The 19,680-nt window shown below is 63.2% G+C and carries 17 protein-coding genes and 2 pseudogenes; 2 read left to right on the top strand and 17 right to left on the bottom strand.

The annotated features are described in order from the left end of the window. Nucleotides 1-142 precede the first annotated feature (142 nt). The 11 genes and pseudogenes from nuoH to ACU0AG_RS04380 all read right to left on the bottom strand — a co-directional run. Nucleotides 143-1,183, bottom strand: a pseudogene (gene nuoH / locus ACU0AG_RS04430) (NADH-quinone oxidoreductase subunit NuoH); the annotation flags it as partial. Next, entirely contained in the window at nt 1,180-3,195 is a 2,016-nt protein-coding gene (nuoG, locus tag ACU0AG_RS04425) for an NADH-quinone oxidoreductase subunit NuoG (RefSeq protein ID WP_482781050.1), read from the bottom strand. The pseudogene nuoH and the gene nuoG, both read right to left, overlap by 4 nt. Next, on the bottom strand, nt 3,195-4,487 hold the full coding sequence (gene nuoF, locus ACU0AG_RS04420; RefSeq protein WP_482781049.1) for an NADH-quinone oxidoreductase subunit NuoF: 1,293 nt from the start codon (nt 4,485-4,487) through the stop codon (nt 3,195-3,197). Before nuoF ends, nuoG begins: the two co-directional genes overlap by 1 nt. Next, nucleotides 4,474-4,662: a hypothetical protein gene (locus ACU0AG_RS04415; RefSeq protein ID WP_482781048.1), complete on the bottom strand. Its 189-nt coding sequence runs from the start codon at nt 4,660-4,662 to the stop codon at nt 4,474-4,476. Before ACU0AG_RS04415 ends, nuoF begins: the two co-directional genes overlap by 14 nt. Then, nucleotides 4,659-4,802 (bottom strand): hypothetical protein, encoded by a 144-nt coding sequence (locus tag ACU0AG_RS04410; protein ID WP_482781047.1) that lies wholly within the window; start codon nt 4,800-4,802, stop codon nt 4,659-4,661. The genes ACU0AG_RS04415 and ACU0AG_RS04410 overlap by 4 nt, the downstream gene beginning before the upstream one ends. A gap of 1 nt (nt 4,803) precedes the next feature. Then, nucleotides 4,804-5,472 carry an NADH-quinone oxidoreductase subunit NuoE gene (nuoE, locus tag ACU0AG_RS04405; RefSeq protein ID WP_482781046.1) on the bottom strand — a complete coding sequence of 223 codons (669 nt, stop codon included), beginning with the start codon at nt 5,470-5,472 and terminating at the stop codon, nt 4,804-4,806. A 219-nt stretch (nt 5,473-5,691) separates the two neighbouring features. Further along, complete coding sequence (locus tag ACU0AG_RS04400; protein WP_482781045.1) at nt 5,692-6,903, bottom strand: NADH-quinone oxidoreductase subunit D; 1,212 nt, start codon at nt 6,901-6,903, stop codon at nt 5,692-5,694. 17 nt (nt 6,904-6,920) lie between these two features. Then, a pseudogene (locus ACU0AG_RS04395) lies at nt 6,921-7,544 on the bottom strand (NADH-quinone oxidoreductase subunit C); the annotation flags it as partial. A 12-nt stretch (nt 7,545-7,556) separates the two neighbouring features. After that, nucleotides 7,557-8,162, bottom strand: a complete 606-nt coding sequence (locus ACU0AG_RS04390; RefSeq protein WP_482781044.1) for a NuoB/complex I 20 kDa subunit family protein — start codon at nt 8,160-8,162, stop codon at nt 7,557-7,559. Then, entirely contained in the window at nt 8,132-8,506 is a 375-nt protein-coding gene (locus tag ACU0AG_RS04385; RefSeq protein ID WP_482781395.1) for an NADH-quinone oxidoreductase subunit A, read from the bottom strand. Before ACU0AG_RS04385 ends, ACU0AG_RS04390 begins: the two co-directional genes overlap by 31 nt. A 126-nt stretch (nt 8,507-8,632) precedes the next feature. Further along, complete coding sequence (locus ACU0AG_RS04380; protein WP_482781043.1) at nt 8,633-10,063, bottom strand: coniferyl aldehyde dehydrogenase; 1,431 nt, start codon at nt 10,061-10,063, stop codon at nt 8,633-8,635. 164 nt (nt 10,064-10,227) lie between these two features. On the opposite strand from ACU0AG_RS04380, the gene ACU0AG_RS04375 reads away from it, so the two are divergent. Then, a complete protein-coding gene (locus ACU0AG_RS04375) occupies nt 10,228-11,424 on the top strand; it encodes a thiolase family protein (protein ID WP_482781042.1) in 1,197 nt (398 codons plus the stop codon). Between the two features lie 22 nt (nt 11,425-11,446). Here the strand turns inward: ACU0AG_RS04375 and ACU0AG_RS04370 are convergent, their stop codons facing one another. Beyond that, nucleotides 11,447-11,935, bottom strand: a complete 489-nt coding sequence (locus tag ACU0AG_RS04370) for an SH3 domain-containing protein (RefSeq protein WP_482781041.1) — start codon at nt 11,933-11,935, stop codon at nt 11,447-11,449. 106 nt (nt 11,936-12,041) lie between these two features. Here ACU0AG_RS04370 and ACU0AG_RS04365 point away from each other — a divergent pair, with 106 nt between their 5' ends. Further along, nucleotides 12,042-13,055: a 2-hydroxyacid dehydrogenase gene (locus tag ACU0AG_RS04365; RefSeq protein ID WP_482781040.1), complete on the top strand. Its 1,014-nt coding sequence runs from the start codon at nt 12,042-12,044 to the stop codon at nt 13,053-13,055. 20 nt (nt 13,056-13,075) lie between these two features. Here ACU0AG_RS04365 and ACU0AG_RS04360 read toward each other — a convergent pair whose 3' ends face one another. The 5 genes from ACU0AG_RS04360 to ACU0AG_RS04340 all read right to left on the bottom strand — a co-directional run bounded on the left by ACU0AG_RS04360 (nt 13,076) and on the right by ACU0AG_RS04340 (nt 19,626). Further along, nucleotides 13,076-14,515 (bottom strand): NAD(P)H-dependent flavin oxidoreductase, encoded by a 1,440-nt coding sequence (locus tag ACU0AG_RS04360; RefSeq protein ID WP_482781394.1) that lies wholly within the window; start codon nt 14,513-14,515, stop codon nt 13,076-13,078. Nucleotides 14,516-14,576: 61 nt separating this feature from the next. Beyond that, complete coding sequence (locus tag ACU0AG_RS04355; protein ID WP_482781039.1) at nt 14,577-15,308, bottom strand: methyltransferase domain-containing protein; 732 nt, start codon at nt 15,306-15,308, stop codon at nt 14,577-14,579. Between the two features lie 2 nt (nt 15,309-15,310). Continuing rightward, the gene (prfB, locus tag ACU0AG_RS04350) at nt 15,311-16,438 is read right to left on the bottom strand and encodes a peptide chain release factor 2 (protein WP_482781038.1); all 1,128 of its coding nucleotides are present in this window, start codon (nt 16,436-16,438) and stop codon (nt 15,311-15,313) included. Nucleotides 16,439-16,531: 93 nt separating this feature from the next. Further along, entirely contained in the window at nt 16,532-17,056 is a 525-nt protein-coding gene (locus ACU0AG_RS04345; protein WP_482781037.1) for a peroxiredoxin, read from the bottom strand. A gap of 50 nt (nt 17,057-17,106) precedes the next feature. After that, a complete protein-coding gene (locus ACU0AG_RS04340) occupies nt 17,107-19,626 on the bottom strand; it encodes a penicillin-binding protein 1A (RefSeq protein ID WP_482781036.1) in 2,520 nt (839 codons plus the stop codon). Between the last annotated feature and the right edge of the window lie 54 nt (nt 19,627-19,680).

The following is a 19,680-nucleotide window of genomic DNA, read 5'->3' as shown; positions in this document are numbered from 1 at the left end:
CATACGCGAGGCGGAGCTTCTCGGCGCCGGGTCTGGGCGCATCCAGGGCGCCATTGTCAGCCCCACCGCCTACTAGTCGATTGGCCCAACAATCGTATTGATTGTCCTTGCTCGAAAAGAAACTGCTCTGGCGCTGGTCATCAAAGTGCCCCGTCGCCATCAAGTACCCGCTGGTCGCCGCAACAAACAGCAGGCTCATCGGCAGGAACACCTTCCACCCGAGGCGCATCAGCTGGTCGTAGCGGTAACGCGGCACGGTCGCCCAGATCCAGCTGAACATGAAGAAGAAGATGAAGGTCTTGAGCAGGAACCAGATGATCCCCGGCACCATGTAGAGCACCGGAATATCGAGCGGCGGCAGCCACCCGCCCCAGAACAGCAGCGTGTTCAGCGAGCACATCAGGAGGATGTTCGCATACTCGCCGAGCCAGAACAGCGCGAAGCTCATCGAGGAATATTCGGTCTGGTAGCCCGCGACGAGCTCGCTCTCGGCCTCGGTGAGGTCGAAGGGCGCGCGCGCGGTCTCGGCCAGCGCCGAGATGAAGAACACCACCCACATCGGGAAGAGCAGCGGGTGCACCGCATAGGCGTTGATCAGGCCCAGCCCGAAGCCCTGCTGCGCGTTCACGATGCCCGAGAGGTTGAAGGTCCCCGCAAACAGCACGACGCAGACCAGCACGAAGCCGATCGAGACTTCGTAGGAGATCATCTGCGCCGAGGCGCGCATCGCCGAGAAGAACGGGTATTTGGAGTTCGACGCCCACCCGCTCATCACCACGCCGTAAACCCCCATCGATGAGATCGCGAGGATGTAGAGAAGGCCGACATTGATGTCCGACAGCACCACGCCCGCATCGAACGGGATCACCGCCCAGGCCGCAAGCGCGACGGTGAAGGTGATGATCGGCGCGATCAGGAAGATGCCCTTGTTCGCGGCTGACGGGATGATCGTCTCTTGCAGGAAGACCTTGAGGCCATCGGCGAAGGACTGGAGCAACCCGAAGGGTCCCACCACATTGGGCCCGCGCCGCATCATGATCGCGCCGAGCACCTTGCGGTCGACATAGATCACCATCGCCACGGAGAGCATGACGAGCAGCGAGATCACGATGATCCCGGTCAGCGTCGCGACGGTCCAGGCCCATTCGTAAGGCAGGCCGAGGGATTGGAAGAAGGCGGTCATTCCGCGGCCTCCTTAACGTCAGCCCCGTGCAGCAATTCGTCCGAGCACTGCTGCATCACTGCGCTGGCGCGGGCGATGGAGTTGGTGAGGTAGAAGTCCTTGACCGGGTAGCCCGCGATCTCGCCTTCGAACTTGGCGCCGCTGTCCGCCTTGGGCAGCGGGCCGTAATCGGCAAGGCCTTCTTCCCCGAAGGCGGGGACAGCGGCAATCATCGCGGCCTGAAGCTGGTCGAAGCTGTCGAAGCCGACGGTGACACCGAGCGCATCGGCGAGCGCGCGCAGGATCGTCCAGTCCTCACGCGCGTCGCCGGGGGCGAACACGGCCTTCTCGGCGAACTGCACCCGGCCTTCGGTGTTGACGTAAGTCCCGTCCTTTTCGGCGTAGGATGCGCCCGGCAGGATGATGTCGGCGTGATGCGCGCCCTTGTCGCCGTGGTGGCCGATATAGACCTTCAGGCTGCCCGCGTAAGGCGCATAGTCCATCTCGTCCGCGCCGAGGCTGAGCAGCACCTTGGGGCTGGCTGCGGCAATGTCGCCCATCCCGCCGGGCAGCGTGAAGCCGAGCATCAGCGAAGCCATACGCGCCGCCGAGATGTGCAGCACGTTGAAGCCGTTCCAATCGTCACGCAACAGATTGAACTTGTCCACCAGCTTGAGCGCAGCCGGCAGCGCGCCCTTGGCCAGAGCCGCCGCGCCGACAATCACCGCCGGACGCTGGGCCGACTTCATGACGTCACCCAATTCCTTGGGAATGCGGTTGAGGATCTTGAGGTCGGACCCGAGGAAGGTCGCCGGATAGGTCGGGTCCCATTCGGGGCCGATGATGAAGACCTTCGCCCCCGCCTTCACCGCCTTGCGCAGGCGGACATTGAGCAGCGCCGCCTCCCAGCGGACATTGCTGCCGATGATCAGGATCGCGTCGGCGGTCTCGATCCCGGCAAAGGTGCTGTTGAAATTCACCGCCGCGAGGTTCGACACGTCATAGGTCATGCCAGTCTGGCGCGCCTCGGTGAGGTTCGAGCCGCAGGCATTGACGAGCGCCTTGGCGGCGAACATCGTTTCCGCGTCGAGCAAATCACCCGCCACCGCCGCGATGCTGGCCTTGTCGCCCTCGAGCTCAGAGGCGATCATGCCGAAGGCTTCGGTCCAGTCAGCCGGTTGCAGCTTGCCCTCGCGGCGCACCCACACGCGGTCCAAGCGGCGCTTGGTCAGCCCGTCGACCTGATAGCGGCCCTTGTCTGAAAGCCACTCCTCGTTGACGTCGTCGTTCACCCGCGGCAGCGCGCGCATGACTTCGCGGCCCTTGGAGTGGAGCGTGATGTTCGCGCCCACCGCGTCGGATACGTCGATGCTCAGCGTCTTCTTCAGCTCCCACGGCCGCGCCTCGAAAGCATAGGGCCGCGAGGTCAGCGCGCCGACCGGGCACAGGTCGATGACGTTGGCCGAAAGCTCATGCGCCGCTGCCTGCTCCAGGTAGGTGGTGATCTGCATGTCCTCGCCGCGATAGAGCGCGCCGATTTCGTCCACGCCCGCGATCTCTTCCGAGAAGCGCACGCAGCGGGTGCAGTGGATGCAGCGGGTCATGATCGTCTTGATCAGCGGGCCCATGTATTTCTCGGTCACCGCGCGCTTGTTCTCGTGATAGCGCGAGCCGCCGCGGCCATAGGCAACCGCCTGATCCTGAAGATCGCACTCGCCGCCCTGATCGCAGATCGGGCAATCGAGCGGGTGGTTGATGAGGAGGAACTCCATCACCCCTTCGCGGGCCTTCTTGACCATGGGCGAATCGGTGCGGATTTCCTGACCCTCGGCAGCCGGCAGCGCGCAGGAGGCCTGCGGCTTGGGCGGCCCGGGCTTCACCTCGACAAGGCACATGCGGCAATTGCCGGCGATGGAGAGGCGCTCGTGATAGCAGAAGCGCGGGATTTCCTTGCCCGCGAGCTCGCACGCCTGGAGGACAGTCGCGCCTGCCGGGACCTCGATTTCCTGACCGTCTACGGTGACCTTGGGCATTACTCGGCTGCCTCTTGGAATTGCGCGTTATGTTCGTTGATCCGCCGCTCGAGCTCGGGGCGGAAGTGGCGGATGAGGCCCTGGATCGGCCATGCGGCGGCGTCGCCCAGCGCGCAGATGGTGTGGCCTTCGACCTGCTTGGTGACTTCCTGCAGCATGTCAATTTCCTCGATTGCTGCATCGCCCGTGCGCAGGCGCTCCATCATGCGCCACATCCAGCCCGTGCCTTCGCGGCAGGGGGTGCACTGGCCGCAGGACTCGTGCTTGTAGAAATAGGAGAGGCGGCTGATCGCGCGGACAATGTCGGTCGACTTGTCCATGACGATCACCGCTGCGGTGCCGAGGCCGGAGCCCAACTCCTTGAGCCCGTCGAAATCCATCGGCGCGTTGCGGATCTGCGCGGCAGGCACCAGCGGGACTGACGAACCGCCCGGGATCACCGCCAGCAGATTGTCCCACCCGCCGCGGATGCCGCCGCAGTGCTTCTCGATCAGCTCTTCAAAGCTGATGCTCATCGCTTCCTCGACTACGCAGGGCTTTTCCACGTGGCCGCTGATCTGGAACAGCTTGGTGCCCTTGTTGTTCTCGCGCCCGAAGCTCGAGAACCACGAGGCCCCGCGCCGAAGGATCGTCGGTGCGACCGCGATGCTCTCGACGTTGTTGACCGTGGTCGGACAGCCATAAAGGCCCGCACCCGCCGGGAACGGGGGCTTGAGGCGTGGCTGGCCCTTCTTGCCCTCGAGGCTCTCGATCATCGCGGTCTCTTCGCCGCAGATATAGGCACCCGCACCGCGGTGCATGAAGACATCGAAATCGTAGCCCGAACCGCAGGCGTTCTTGCCGATCAGGCCCGCGTCATAGGCCTCGTGGATCGCCTTCTGGAGCGTCTCGGCTTCGCGGATATATTCGCCGCGGATGTAGATATAGGCCGCCCGCGCGCGCATCGCGAAGCCCGCGACCAGCGCGCCTTCGACCAGCTTGTGCGGATCGTGACGGATGACCTCGCGGTCCTTGCACGAACCTGGCTCGGATTCGTCGGCGTTGATGACGAGGAAGCTCGGACGACCGTCACGCGATTCCTTGGGCATGAAGGACCACTTGAGCCCCGTCGGGAAGCCCGCCCCGCCCCGTCCGCGCAGGCCCGATGCCTTGATTTCCTCGATGATCGCCTCGGGCCCGCGTTCAAGCAGCGCCTTGGTGCTGTCCCAGTCGCCACGCGCCTGCGCCGCCTTCAAGCCCCAGTCCTGAAAGCCGTAGACGTTGGTGAAGATGCGGTCCTTATCCGCCAGCATTGCTGCCATCCCTCTTTTTGGCGCGCTTGATGCGCACCAGCGAAATCACCTGAAATGCGAGGCCCAGCCCCATCAAGGCCACGCCCATATTCATCTCTCCGGTCGCGCTCAGCACGGCACCGGCGGCAAAGCCGGTAAGGCCGAGGATCGCAAAGAGCAGCGTCACCCCGTTCATCCGATCGCCCCTTGCTGCCACAGCCCGGCGAGCACAGCGACGATGAGCAGGATCACGCCCACGCGGATCACGCCCATCAGCAGCTTGTAGGCAATGAAGCCCAGCAGCAGCGCGCCGAAAATGGAGGCGATGGTTTCCACCTTACCACTCGCCCCGGTAATCGTGGTTGGCATCGACCATCGCAGTCAGCGTGGTCGGCCCGCCCGAGGGCTCGGACGTGTGACGGCCCGGCTCCTGCGTCCCGGACTTGGGCTGCTGGCCTGCCGCAAGCGCATCGAGCACCGCGTCGAGGCGCTCGGGTGTCAGATCCTCGTAGTTGTCGTCGTTGATCTGGACCATCGGCGCGGTCGCGCAATTGCCCATGCATTCGACCTCGGTGAGGGTCCACAACCCGTCTTCCGAAACCTCGCCCTTCCTCATGCCGCGCTTCTTGCAGGCGGCCATGATGTCGTCGCTCCCGCGAAGCATGCAGGGCGTCGTCCCGCACACCTGCACGTGGAATTTGCCGACGGGTTTCAAGTTATACATGAAATAGAAGCTGGCGACTTCGAGCACGCGGATCACAGGCATGTCGAGATACTTGGCGACATACTCGATTACCGGCAGCGGCAGCCAGCCCTGGGTATCGGTCTCCGCGCCGACCTGCCGCTGGGCAAGATCGAGCAGCGGCATCACCGCGCTACGCTGACGCCCCTCGGGATACTTGGCGATATGCCAGTCGGCGGTTTTCTTGTTCTCCGGCGTCCATGCGAACGCACCCCAACGGGCGCGCAGTTCGGGGGTGTCGGGAGCGGGGGTACGGTCAGCCATGAGTAGAGCCCAACTTTGCGGCGCTTTGATCTCGAGTGTCACGCCAAAGATCCCACCCAAATCGGGCGACTTGGAATAGCGCCAAAGCCGCACCTACTATCAAGGAACGGGACATATCGACCACACCATCATCAGCATACGTGAGCAAAGCCAGAGTCGTGAACCCAGCGCAAAAGTAGACAAGCATCTCGGTAGCGAGGCCGAAGGCGATTACTTTCTTCACCGGTCGCACTCCCCGAACACCACGTCGATCGCGCCCAGAATGGCGGTCGCGTCGGGCAGCATGTGGCCCTTGCTCATGAAGTCCATAGCCTGCAGGTGCGAGAAGGCCGTGGGGCGGATCTTGCAGCGGTACGGCTTGTTGGTGCCATCGCTGACGAGATAGACGCCGAACTCGCCCTTGGGGCTTTCGGTCGCCACGTAAACCTCGCCTGCGGGGACGTGGAAGCCTTCGGTGTAGAGCTTGAAGTGATGGATCAGGCTTTCCATCGACTGCTTCATCTCGCCGCGCTTGGGCGGGGACACCTTGCCGTCGGTGCTGGCAATCGGCCCGGTCGGCATGTCGCGCAGGCACTGACGGATGATCTTGGCGCTCTCGTAGACTTCCTTCACGCGCACCATGAAGCGGTCATAGCAATCGCTGTTGGTGCCCACCGGGATGTCGAATTCCATGCGGTCATAGACGTCGTAGGGCTGGCTCTTGCGCAGGTCCCACGGAATGCCGGCAGCGCGGATCATCGGGCCGCTGAAGCCCCAAGCCACGGCATCATCGCGGCTGACAACGGCGATATCGACATTGCGCTGCTTAAAGATGCGGTTGTCCATGACGAGACTCATCGCGTCTTCGAAAAGCTGGAAGAAGCGGTTGTCGAGCCAGTCGCCGATATCGACCAGCAGCTTCTCCGGCACGTCCTGATGGACCCCGCCCGGGCGGAAATAGGCGCTGTGCATCCGCGCGCCTGACGCCCGTTCGAAGAAGTTGAGGCAATCCTCTCGCAGGTCCATGATCCACAGGTTCGGCGTGAACGCGCCGACATCGAGGATGTGCGCGCCCATGTTGAGCATGTGGTTGCAGATGCGGGTCAGCTCGGCGAACAGCACGCGCAGGTATTGGGCGCGGATGGGCACTTCGAGGTTCAGCAGCTTTTCGATGGCGAGCACATAGGAGTGCTCCATCGCCAGCGGAGAGCAGTAATCGAGCCGGTCGAAGTAGGGCAGTGCCTGAAGATAGGTCTTGTGCTCGATCAGCTTTTCGGTGCCGCGGTGGAGCAGGCCGACATGCGGGTCGATCCGCTCGATAACCTCGCCGTCCAGTTCCATCACCATGCGCAGCACCCCGTGCGCGGCCGGGTGCTGGGGGCCGAAATTGATCGTGTAGTTGGAGATCACCTCACCCGTGGTGGTGAGCGATTCTTCGCGTTGCATGCTCATTTCTTCGCCTCCCCTTGCGGAGCGGAAGGGGCTTTTTCGTCGCCCGGCAGCACGTAGTCCGCGCCCTCCCACGGGGAGAGGAAATCGAAGCTGCGCATTTCCTGCGCGAGCTCCACAGGCTCGTACACAACCCGCTTTTCCTCTTCGGAATAGCGCAGTTCGGTGTAGCCCGTCATCGGGAAGTCCTTGCGGAAGGGATGCCCTTCGAAGCCGTAGTCGGTGAGGATACGGCGCAGATCGGGGTTCCCGGCGAAAGTCACGCCGTACATGTCGAAAACCTCGCGTTCGAGCCAGCCTGCATTGGGCCACAGCGTGGTGACAGTCGGCACCGGAGTGCTCTCGCTCGCCGAACACTTGACCATGATGCGGTGGTTCTTGGTCAGGCTCTGGAGCATGTAGACGACTTCGAAGCGTTCTGCGCGCGAGGGATAGTCCGCCCCCGCGATTTCCATAAGCTGCTGATAGGCGTGGTCATCGCGCAGAATGCGCAGGACTTTATCCACCGCATCGCGCTCGACACGGAAGATCACCTCGCCGTGCGCTTCGTGGGCCTCGATCAGCCAGACCGAAATCGTCTCGCTGATGGCTTCGATCACGCCCTCGTTGGAAGCGAACTTCGGGGCGGAATGGAGAACAGCCATGATGCCTCGCCCTTATCTCTCGATGGTGCCGACGCGGCGGATCTTCCGCTGCAGTTGCATGACGCCGTAAAGCAGCGCCTCGGCGGTCGGCGGGCAGCCGGGGACGTAAATGTCGACCGGCACAATCCGGTCGCAGCCGCGCACCACCGAATAGGAATAGTGATAATAGCCGCCGCCATTGGCGCAGCTGCCCATGCTGATCACATACTTGGGGTCCGACATCTGGTCATAGACCTTGCGCAGCGCCGGAGCCATCTTGTTGCACAGCGTGCCCGCGACGATCATCACGTCCGACTGACGCGGGGACGCGCGCGGCGCGGCGCCAAAGCGCTCCATGTCATAACGCGGCATGTTCACGTGGATCATCTCGACCGCGCAGCAGGCAAGGCCGAAGGTCATCCACCACAGCGAGCCTGTGCGCGCCCACTGGAACAGCTCCTCGGTCGAGGTGACAAGGAAGCCCTTGTCGGTCACCTCGGTCTGGAGCGCCTGGAAGAAATCGGCATCGGGTGCGCGAACCTCACCGCCCTGCGCGGTGGCCAGCTTCGACATGTCCGGAAGTCCCTGGGGAGGAGAAACGATGCTATTCATTCCCAGTCCAACGCCCCTTTCTTCCATTCATAGGCAAGGCCAACCGCGAGGATGAACAGGAACACCATCATCCCGCCCCAACCGATCCAGCCAGTCTCGCCAAGGCTTACCGCCCAGGGAAACAGGAACGCCGCTTCGAGATCGAAGACGATGAAGCTGATCGCGACGAGGTAGAAGCGCACGTCGAACTGGCTGCGCGCGTCCTCGAACGCGGGGAAACCGCATTCATATTCGCTCAGCTTTTCCGCATCCGGATTGTGCACACCAGTAAGGCGCGACACCGCCATCGGAGCCACGACGAAAAGCAACGAAAGCCCGAAGGCAACGAGCACGAATAACAGTATCGGCAGATACTGGCTGAGATCGATCACAGCGATGTCCAAGCTATTAATCCCGCTGGTCGCCCTAAGCCTGTCAGCCGCAAGGCGCAAGCCCGAGACTCGGGGAAAACCCCGTACGGTTGTTGCAGGAAATCGAACAGACGTTGCGGACGCGGCCTACTTCATCATGCGCGCCGCAGCCTGCTCGGTTGCTTTGCCATAAGGCGGTTTGAGCCCGCCGAGCTTGGCAATGTCGATCTTGGGCTGATGATAGACTGCACGGGCATGGCTGAATTCGCGGAAGCCTTCGATGGCGTGATAGCTGCCCATGCCCGACGGCCCCACGCCGCCGAACGGCAGGTCCTCCATCGAGACGTGGAACACCACATCGTTGGTCGTCACCCCGCCGGAAATGGTGCGGGTCAGCACGCGCTCCTGCTCGGACTTGTCCTCGCCGAAATAATAGAGGCCGAGCGGGCGGTCGTGATCGTTGATGTAGTCGACCGCCTGATCGACCGATTTATACGTCATCACCGGCAGGACCGGGCCGAAGATTTCCTCCTGCATCACGGTCATGTCATCACTCACGCCGCGCAGCACGGTAAGCGGCATCTTGCGCTGGTTCGCGTTGGCGAAATCCTCGCCGGCCGGATTGACCTCGATCACCTCTGCACCCTTGTCGCGTGCATCGGCAACGAGGCCCTGAAGCCGCTCGAAGTGCCGGTCCGACACGATCGAGGCGTAGTCATCATTGTCGAGAATGCGCGGATACATCGCCGCTGCCGCACCGGTCACGCCCGCAACGGCCTCGTCCGCCTTATCCTCGGGCACCATCAGATAATCCGGGGCAAGACAGATTTGCCCCGCATTCATCATCTTGCCGATGGCAATGCGCTCGCCCGCCTTGGCGAAATCTGCGCTGCGCCCCATGACCACCGGCGACTTGCCGCCGAGTTCAAGCGTGACCGGGACAAGATTCGCAGCCGCGGCCTGCATCACCCGCCGTCCCGTCGCGGTCGAGCCGGTGAACACCAGATGATCGAAGGGCAAGGAAGAAAACGCCGCGGCCACTTCCGGTCCACCGGTGACGACCGACACTTCTTCGGGCGAAAAATACTCCGCCGTGAGCTTCGCCATCAACTCGCTCGTGCGCTCGGTGAATTCGGACGGCTTGATCATGGCGCGGTTGCCCGCCGCCAACACCTGCATGAGCGGGCCAAAAGCCAGCTGCACCGGAAAATTCCAGGGTGAGAGAATACCGATCACACCTTTGGGCTCATAACGCAGCTCTGCCTTTGCCCCGAGCAGTCCAAGCGGAAACTGGACCTTGCGCTTTTCGGTTCTCGCCCAGCTGTCCATGTGCTTGAGCGCGTGCGCGCCGGCGCCAACCGTCGCTGCAATATCGGTGAGCATCGACTGGTGCATCGAACGGCTGCCGAAATCATCGCTCATTGCCTTGGCGAATTCCTCGCCATGATCTTTCACCAGCGCCATGGCCCGGCGGATGCGATCCTTGCGCACGGACATCGCTTCTGGCCGCGATGCGGTGAAGGCGGCGCGCTGGCGGGCCAGCAGGGCTTCGAGTTCTTCGCGGCGGTCGTCGGCCATGTCGTTCTCCCGTTCGGACATATGCGTTGTTATTTGAGACGCGTTGTTGCGCAAAGCCGTCCGCCTGACAAGCATGTTGCCTGCGCGCTCGCGCAATTGCCAATACCGCAATGCAGCATTAGAGCCTGCCGCCAATCTTCATTCCCTCACGGAAGGATAACGCCATGAGCCAGCTTTCGCCCACCGATCCGATCGTCATCCTGTCTTACGCCCGCACCCCGATGGGGGCGATGCAGGGCGCGCTGGCCGACGTTGCCGCGACCGATCTGGGCGCGATTGCGGTCAAGGCCGCGGTCGAGCGTGCTGGCGTTGCCGGCGCGGATATCGACCGTGCCTACATCGGCTGCGTGCTTCCCGCAGGCCTTGGCCAGGCCCCGGCGCGCCAGGCCGCCATCAAGGCAGGCCTGCCGCAGTCGGTCGAAGCGACGACCGTCAACAAGGTGTGCGGATCGGGCATGCAAACCGTGATCATGGGCGCCGAGGCTCTCGCAGCCGGTACCATCGACATGGTGGTTGCCGGCGGCATGGAGAGCATGACCAATGCGCCCTACCTGCTCAAGAAGCACCGCTCGGGCGCACGTATCGGCCACGACACGGCCTATGACCATATGTTCCTTGACGGGCTGGAAGACGCCTACGAGCCGGGCCGCGCCATGGGCACTTTCGCGCAGGACACCGCCAATGCCTACCAGATGACCCGCGAGGAGATGGACGCTTACTCCATCGAATCGCTCGCCCGCGCCAATGCGGCCATCGCCAGCGGTGCCTTTGCCGACGAAGTCGTGCCGGTCACGGTTTCGACCCGCGCTGGCGACGTTGTGGTTGAGCATGATGAGGCTCCCTCGAAGGGACGCCCCGACAAGATCCCGCAGCTGAAGCCGGCCTTCGCCAAGGACGGGACCATCACCGCGGCAACCTCCAGTTCGATTTCGGATGGTGCGGCCGCGCTCGTTCTGACCCGCACGAGCGTTGCCGAGGCAAAGGGGCTTGCTCCGGTTGCCCGCGTGGTTGCCACTGCCGCGCATGCACAAGCGCCCGCACAGTTCACCACTGCCCCGATCCCGGCGATTCGCAAAGTGCTCGACCGCGCCGGCTGGAGCATCGACGACGTAGACCTCTTCGAAGTCAACGAGGCCTTTGCCTGTGTCGCCATGTTCGCAATGCGCGATCTCGGCATTCCGCACGACAAGATCAACGTGAATGGCGGCGGCACCGCGCTTGGCCACCCGATCGGTGCGAGCGGCGCCCGCATTATCGTCACGCTGATTGCCGCGCTGAAGGCACAGGGCAAGAAGCGCGGTGTGGCCTCGCTCTGCATCGGCGGAGGCGAAGCGACTGCTGTGGCGGTTGAACTCGTTTGACCGACAGAGCCGGGCGACGGGCTTACTCGTCGCCCGGGAGCTTTTCGGTGCCCCACAAGCGGCCGGCTTCGACCCAGCCCTTTCGGCCCGTGATATCGACCTCGCACCACGCCTCGCGGCATTTGAGCAGTGCCGCGACCACACCAGGCTGGGCGCGCCATTTCACCTTTGAAGCAGCGGAAGGCTCGGCCCTCACCTCTGCCAGTGCGGCGCCGGTGACAAGCGCCCCGCGCGCCGGATTGAGCTGGCTCGACGCGATCCAGCCCTGCGTGCCCTCCGGATCCTCGACCAGACGCCAGCCCTCGCGCACACGCACCACCTTCACCGGAAGACCCTTGCGCTTGTAGACCCATTCGATCGGATATTCCTCGCTCGGCCCGACGCGCATGCGCACTTCGTCGTAACGCAGCGAAGCCCAATAGGGCAACGCACGGTCCTGCGCGTGCAATGGCACCGCGATCACCGCCGCAAGAGCTGCGAAAACGACGCCGAAAGATCTGAAATTCCGCATGGCTATGCCGATAGCCGCTCTTCCATTGCGCTTTCAAGCGGGGTGTTCGCGCAATTGCAGGGATCGCGCCTTGACCATGCGCCCTGTGAAGCATTAGCCGGTAGACATGACACAGCGCCCTGCCCGCCCGCTCGACCGCCGCCCGCGCGTCATCGTGACCCGCCACCTTATGCCCTCGGTCGAGGCACGGATGCGCGAGTTGTTCGATGTGGTGCTGAACGAAGCCGACGTTCCGCTGACCCGTGACCAACTGGCCGCAGCGATGCAGGATTGCGATGTGCTGGTGCCGACGGTGACCGACCGGATCGATGCCGATCTGATCGCGGGCGTGGGCGAGCAGCTCGGCCTGATTGCCAGCTTCGGTGCAGGAACGGAACATATCGATCTGGCCGCAGCAGCCGCGCGCAAGATCATCGTGACCAATACGCCGGGCGTATTCACCGACGACACCGCCGACCTGACAATGGCGGGGATCATCGGCGTGCCACGCCGCATCCGCGAGGGCACCGCGCTGGTCCGGCGCGGCGAGTGGACCGGCTGGGCACCCTCCGGCCTGCTCGGCAGAAAGCTGGCCGGCAAGGTTCTCGGGATTATCGGCATGGGACGCATCGGCCAGGCCGTTGCCCACCGCGCCCGCGCTTTCGGCCTCGAAATCGCCTACTACAACCGCAAGCCTTTGCCCGAAGCCGTCGAGCGGATGCTGGGCGCACGATACGTGGGCAATGTCGATGAGCTGATGGCAGAGGCCGATATTCTCACCCTCCATTGCCCGTTGAGCGAAGAGACGCGCCATATGATCGATGCGCGCCGCATCGCGCTGATGAAGCCGGGGAGCAGCATCGTGAACACCGCGCGCGGAGAACTGATCGATCAGGAAGCGCTGATTGCGGCTCTGGAATCAGGCCACCTCGCGGGCGCCGGGCTGGACGTCTATCCCGACGAACCGCACGTCGACCCGCGCCTGATCGCGCACCCGAACGTCATGACCCTGCCCCACATCGGCAGCGCAACGGCGGAAGGCCGCGAGGATTCGGGTCACAAGGTGATCGCCAACATCCGCATGTGGGCCGACGGCCACCGCCCGCCCGATCAGGTGCTTGACGCGCTGGTGCGGGGATGAACCCGCACCGGCACTGACCCTCAATCCCCCGTCAAAATCCGTTCGACCAACTCGCCCACGGTGGGCGTGTAGCCGTTCGAATAGAACGGGTCCTGCTTGAAGCGGTAGGCCGCATGGCCGGCGAAGGCGAGGTTGTTGTCCGGATCATCGCCATGGGCGATGTCTTGCAGGGTCTTCTGGATGCAGAAGCTGCGCGGATCGGCCAGGCGACCTGTGGTGTAGTCGTCGTGATCCTTCCAGCTCGAAAACTGGCAGTGCGACAAGCAGCCCATGCAGTCCTGCTGATCCTTGCGGATGGTCTCGCGGGATTCCGGCGTCACAAAGACGATGGTGTTGTCCGGTGTCTTCAGCGGCTCGGTATGCCCGGCGCGCATCCACATTTCGGCCTTGGCCTTGTCTTCGGGCTTCACCCAGAAGCTGCGGGCCTTGCCGTCTTCGCCCAGCTGCATCGTGCCCTCTTCCTCGCCGCGTTTGAAGAACGGGATCTGGCGTTCGGAACGGTGCATCAGATCGTAGAGGAACGGGGTCTTGACCGCGCTCGAATAGAAACCGGTCGGCGAGAACTTGTGGAGCAGCACGTCGCCCGGTTCCACGGTGCGCAGCATGTCCTTCCAGATCTGCGGGATCGGGCTTTCCTGCGTCAGCAGCGGCCGCGTGCCGAACTGGAAGGCGATCGTGCCGAGCTCGGGATTGTCGATCCAGTCGTTCCATTCGCGCAGGAACCACACTCCGCCCGCCATGACGATGGGCACGCTGTCCGGCACGCCTTCGGCACGCATCGTGTCGCGCAGCACCTTGACGCGGGGGTACGGGTCTTCGGGCTTGGTCGGATCTTCCGCGTTCGAAAGGCCGTTGTGGCCGCCGGCAAGCCAGGGGTCTTCGTAGACCACCGCAGCCATAAGATCGGGGACCTTGTGGTAGCTGCGCTTCCACAGCGCACGGAAAGCCCGGCCCGAGCTGACGATCGGCAGGTAGCAGACGTTGAAGCGCGCCGCGATTTCCGCGAGTTTGTAGGGCATCCCTGCGCCGCAGGTGACGCCGGTGACCATGCCGCGCGTGTTTTCCAGAACGCCTTCGAGCACGGCCTGCGCCCCGCCCATTTCCCACAGCACGTTGATATTGATCGCACCCTTGCCGTTCGCGATCTCGTAGGCCTTTTTGACCTGCGTGGTCGCACCGTCGATGGCGTAGCGGATCAGTTCCTGATGGCGTTCTTCGCGGGTGCGGCCGTGATAGACCTGCGGAACCGGATTGCCGTCCGCGTCATAGCTGTCGGCATTGACCGCGCTGACAGTGCCGATCCCGCCGGCCGCCGCCCATGCACCCGAACTGGCGTGGTTGGTCGCCGATACGCCTTTGCCGCCTTCGACCAGCGGCCAAACTTCGCGCCCGCCATAGACGATCGGGCTCAATCCCTTGAACAATGAAAACTCCCCTTCGCGCCGTCCCGTGGCGCGCATTTGCAGGTTGATCACATAGAGGCCAGATACGCACGCCGCAACGATTGAGACGGCGCAATTGCTAGCCTGCGCGGCAAACCCTGATGGCCTCGGGCTCGATCCGCTGGGCGCCGCGTTCGAAGCGGGCGAAATAGCCCTTGATATCAGGCCGTTCGATATATTCGACCAGCACGTAACCGACCGCCTCGAATTCGCAAAACAGCAGGGTGTGAGGCAGCCCGTGGCGCCCGACAGTGGTTTCGCTTTCCACGACAATGATCTGCCCGCCCGCGTTGAGCGCTGGCCACATACGCCACAGAAAGGCGTAAGGGTCGGTTACTTCGTGGTACATGTGCACCATGAAGATACGGTCGAAACTGTCTGGCGGCAGCTGCGGATCGGATGGTTCGCCGGGCTTGATCGAGATGTTCTCGAGACGCTCGCGCTCTACCCGTCGCCCGAGCCGCTCCAGTGCTTCGCGGCTGATGTCCTGCGCAAGCACCCGGCCATCGTTACCAACGCGCTCGGCCAGCCTTACGGTGTAGTAGCCTTCGCCCGCACCAATATCCGCCACTGTCATGCCCGGACGGATATCGGCGAGGTCCATCACGACCTGCGCCTCGTTGCGCTCGTCGCGAACGTCCTCGTCGGAAAACTGGTTCGAAACCACCTTGGCGACGGGCCGGTCGGGAGCAGGGAATTCGAGCGAGGTATCCGGCCTGTCCGTCGTGACCGGCATGATCTGGTCGCAGCCCGACAGCATAAGCGCTGCCACCGCGGCCACCCCCGGCACCCATGCGCGCCGCCGGGCCATGGCTATTCCACGTCCTCGATCTCGACCTTCTCGCCGGTCACCCGCTGGGCCAGCGCCGCGGAAATGAACGGCTCGATCGCCCCGTCGAGCACCGCATCGGGCGAGGTCGAGACCACACCGGTACGCAGGTCCTTGACCATCTGATACGGTTGCAGGACGTAGGAACGGATCTGGTGGCCCCAGCCAATGTCGCTCTTGGCCGAATGTTCGGCGCTGGCGGCTTCTTCGCGCGCGCGCATCTCCGCTTCATAGAGGCGCGCCTTGAGCATGTTCATCGCGATTTCGCGGTTCTTGTGCTGGCTGCGATCCTGCTGGCTCGCGACCACGATGCCGGTCGGCTGGTGGGTGATGCGAACCGCCGAGTCCGTGGTGTTGACGTGCTGCCCGCCCGCGCCGGATGCACGATAGGTATCGATCTTGAGGTCGGCCGGGTTGATCTCGATCTCGAAACTGTCGTCGATCACGGGATAAACCCACACGCTGGAAAAGCTGGTGTGGCGCCGGGCCGAGCTGTCGTAGGGGCTGATGCGGACGAGGCGGTGGACGCCGCTCTCGGTCTTGGCATAGCCATAGGCCCCGTCGCCCTTGATCAGCAGCGTTGCCGACTTGATGCCGGCCTGTTCGCCCGACTGGTATTCGACCGTATCGACCTTGAACCCGCGCCGTTCGGCCCAGCGGGCGTACATGCGCAGCAGCATCTCGGCCCAGTCCTGACTTTCGGTGCCGCCTGCGCCTGCGTGGATTTCGAGATAGGTGTCGTTGCCATCCGCCTCGCCCGACAACAGCGCCTGCACCTTGTCGGCATCGGCCCGGTCGGCGAGTGCCGCGAGTGTGCGCAGACCATCCTCGACGATAGAATCCTCGCCTTCGACCTCGCCCATCTCGATGAACTCGACCGCGTCGGCCATCTCGGCGGCGATTTCGTTAACGGTATTGACGGCTGTTTCCAGCGTCTTCTGCTCGCGGCTGATCGCCTGAGCCAGTTTGGGGTTGTCCCACAGGTTTGGGTCCTGCACGCGGGCATTAAGCTCATCAAGACGCCGAAGCGCCCGATCCCAATCGAGCGAAAGCCGCACCAGCGCCAGCGCTGCTTCGATCCGGTTGATATATGCCTGGCCTTCGGCCCGCATGGTCTATCCTTCAGTGACGCCCAAAAAGTCGGCCCCGCTTAGCGTCGGCGGCGCGATTGTAAAGCATGTGCGCCTGATCGTGACTTGGCTGCGCTACTTCCCCAGCGCCTTCACCGCCGCCAGCGTCTGTTCGACATGGCCGCGGTAATCGGCGTTCGAATGCACCGCGACAATCCTGCCATTGCGGGCGATGACATAGGAGGTGCGCGTTGTCAGGCCAGACTTGCCCATCGCAACATCGTAGGCCGCAATCACCTTGGGCGAGGCCACCCCGACCGGAAAGGCATCACGGCATTCCTCGCGGCTGAAGCGCTTGAGTGTCTCGATGTCGTCACCCGACATGCCGATGACGCTGGCTCCAGCCGCCTTGAACTGCGGCATTGCTTCGGCAAAGGCATTGGCTTCGAGGGTGCAGCCCTGTGTGAAGGCCTTGGGATAGAAATAGAGCACCACCGGCCCCTTCGCCAAGGCGGCGTTGAGCGAGAAGCCAAATTCTTTGCCAGCCAGCGCTGCGCGAGTGGCGAAAGCTGGCGCCTTTTCGCCCTTGGGCAATTCGGCAGCAGCAGGGGTGATCACGGCAGCCAGAGCTGCGGCGGCAAAAACAAGAGCGCGTTTCATATCGGACTAACCCGTGATGGGATGCGTGGTTCCATGCGAAGGCGACAGCTTCATTGAATGCCGCCTGGCTGCTCCACGAGATTAGCTGGCTGTTCCTCGACCGGATCGACCACAGCCCTTTCGGCATTCTTGCGCCCAGCCCGGATCAATTCGAGGATTTCGTTGCGCTTGGCAGCGATCTCGTCCTGCCGGGTGTAACGTTCGGGCTCGGTATCGGGCTTGAAGGCTTCCCAGATTATCGCCGACTTGGGATCGTCGCTCGGCCAGCCATCGAACACCTGCTTGCCGGATCGCCGATCGACCCGCACCATCCGCACGCCCTGCGGCGCGACCGCAGGAAGATCGGACCACTTCGCTTTGGTCTTTTCGATCAGGCTCTTCACGATCGGGGCGGAAATCGTACCGCCATAGGCATATCCGCCCATATTGCGCGGCTGATCAAAGCCAACGTAAGCACCGGCGATCATCGCCTGCGTGCCGCCGATGAACCACACGTCTTTCGGCCCCGTGGTGGTGCCGGTCTTGCCGAACAGCGGAAGATTGAGCGGGTTGAGCACGGTCGCCGTTCCGCGGCTGACCGCGCCGCGCAGCATATGCATGACCTGGAATGCGGTCCGGGCATCCATTGCCTGCTGCCCTTTGATCCCGAGGCGCGGCATCGGCTTGCCATCCCACTTGGGCATCGAACAGCCACGACAATCGCGGGTATCGGCCCGCCACAACACCTTGCCCCGCCGGTCCTGCACATAGTCGATGACAGTCGGCTGGTTGAGCCGCCCGTGATTGGCGAGCGCGCTGTAAGCCGACACCATCTTCACCAGTGTCGTTTCGCCAGCACCAAGCGCGGTCGAGGGATAAGCCGGAAACTTGCCGATCCCGAGTTTCTCGATCCCCTTGACCACATTTTGCATTCCGGCAGTCATGCCGATCTGCACGGTCATGATGTTCTGCGACTGCTCCAGACCGTACCGCATCGGAAACTGGCCGCCGGTGCCGCCGCGGATGCATTTCTCGCCAAGGTTTGCGCCCTGATAATAGCAGAACCGCGAGTTATCTATCTGGGTGGAAGGGGTCATGCCGTTGTCCAGCCCCGCAGCATAAACGAACGGCTTGATGGTCGATCCGGGCTGCCGCATCGCCTGCGTGGCGCGATTGAAGTCGGACAGGCGGTGATCGAAACCGCCCTGCATTGCCAGCACGCGGCCCGATTGCGCGGCCTGCACCACCAGCGCACCCTGCGCTTCGGGAATGGTGCGCACATTCCAGCCATTGCCCGAAGGGCTGGCCGCAATGACATCGCCGGCCTTCAGCGCATTCGGCAGACCGCCGAGCGGCGCCTCGCTGCCATCGGCAAACCCGATCCGCGCCGATGATCCGTTGCGGCTGGTCACCACACCGACCCGCCAGTCCTTGTAGTTGATCCCGAGCGGCGAACTTGCGAGCTGGCCCGCCCAGTTGCCCTCACCCACATCGATTGTCGCGATCGGCCCGGTCCATGCACGGCCGCCATGATAGCGCAGCAACCCTTCACGCAATGCATCGCGGGCAGCGATCTGCATATCCGGATCAAGCGAGGTGCGCACCCAAAGCCCGCCCGCATAGACACTGTTGCCACCATCTTCGGCAGTCTCGCCGAACCGTTCAATCAGTTCACGGCGCACTTCTTCGAGAAAGTATCCTGCATCGACGCTGCGTTCGCGACGCTGGGTCACAAGACCGAGCGGCTTTGCCGTGGCAGCTGCTTTCTCGGCTGACGTGATGAAGCCGTTGGCTTCCATCTGTTCGAGCACGAAATTGCGCCGGGTCAGCGCCGCCTGCTCCTGACCCTTGCGGCCATAGCGTTCGGGCGCCTTGGGGAGGATCGCCAGGAAGGCCGATTCATGCAGTTCGAGATCATCGACATCCTTGTCGAAATAGGCGCGCGCGGCCGCCTGCACTCCGAAAGAGCGTCGTCCCAACGGGATCTCGTTGAGATAAAGCTCGAGGATTTCCTGCTTGGTCAGCACCTGCTCGATGCGACCGGCGAGGATCATTTCCTTGAGTTTGCGGGTAACCGAGTACTCGTCACCCAGCAGCAGGTTCTTGGCGACTTGCTGGGTTATGGTCGAACCGCCCACGGCACGGCGCGTGCGCATGGGGTTGAGGTAATCGATCACGGCATTGGCGGTGCCAAGAAAATCGATGCCCCCATGGGTAAAGAAGGTCTTGTCCTCTGCCGAAAGATAGGCCTCGATCAACTGCTGCGGGAAATCGGCATATTGCAGCTGCACCCGGCGCTCGCGGGCGTAAGAGTGGACAATCTCGCCGTCATAGCCGCGCACCACTGTCGGTAGCGGAGTTTCGTAGGTCAGAAGGGCCTCGGCCTCGGGGAGGTCGCTTGCCAGCCAAACGAAGACTGCGACCCAGATCGCCAGAAACACGCCGAAAGCACTGGCGACAAGTTTGAACAGCAGGCTCTGCCGCCACTTGTCGGCAAACCATGCAAGCGCGCCGCCGATATCGCGATTCACGCGGTAACGCAGATAGGCCCAGCCAGAAAGGGGCGCTTCGGAAGAGGCTTGATCGGTCATGGACGCGGCGCAACTAGCACGCGGGCGGGCAGAAAGGCTAGCCGCTTTAGGCTG

The organism is Erythrobacter sp. RANMB8, assembly GCF_056848235.1.
The sequence above is the reverse complement of the archived record's forward strand: the minus strand, read 5'-3'. Positions and strand labels throughout refer to the sequence as shown.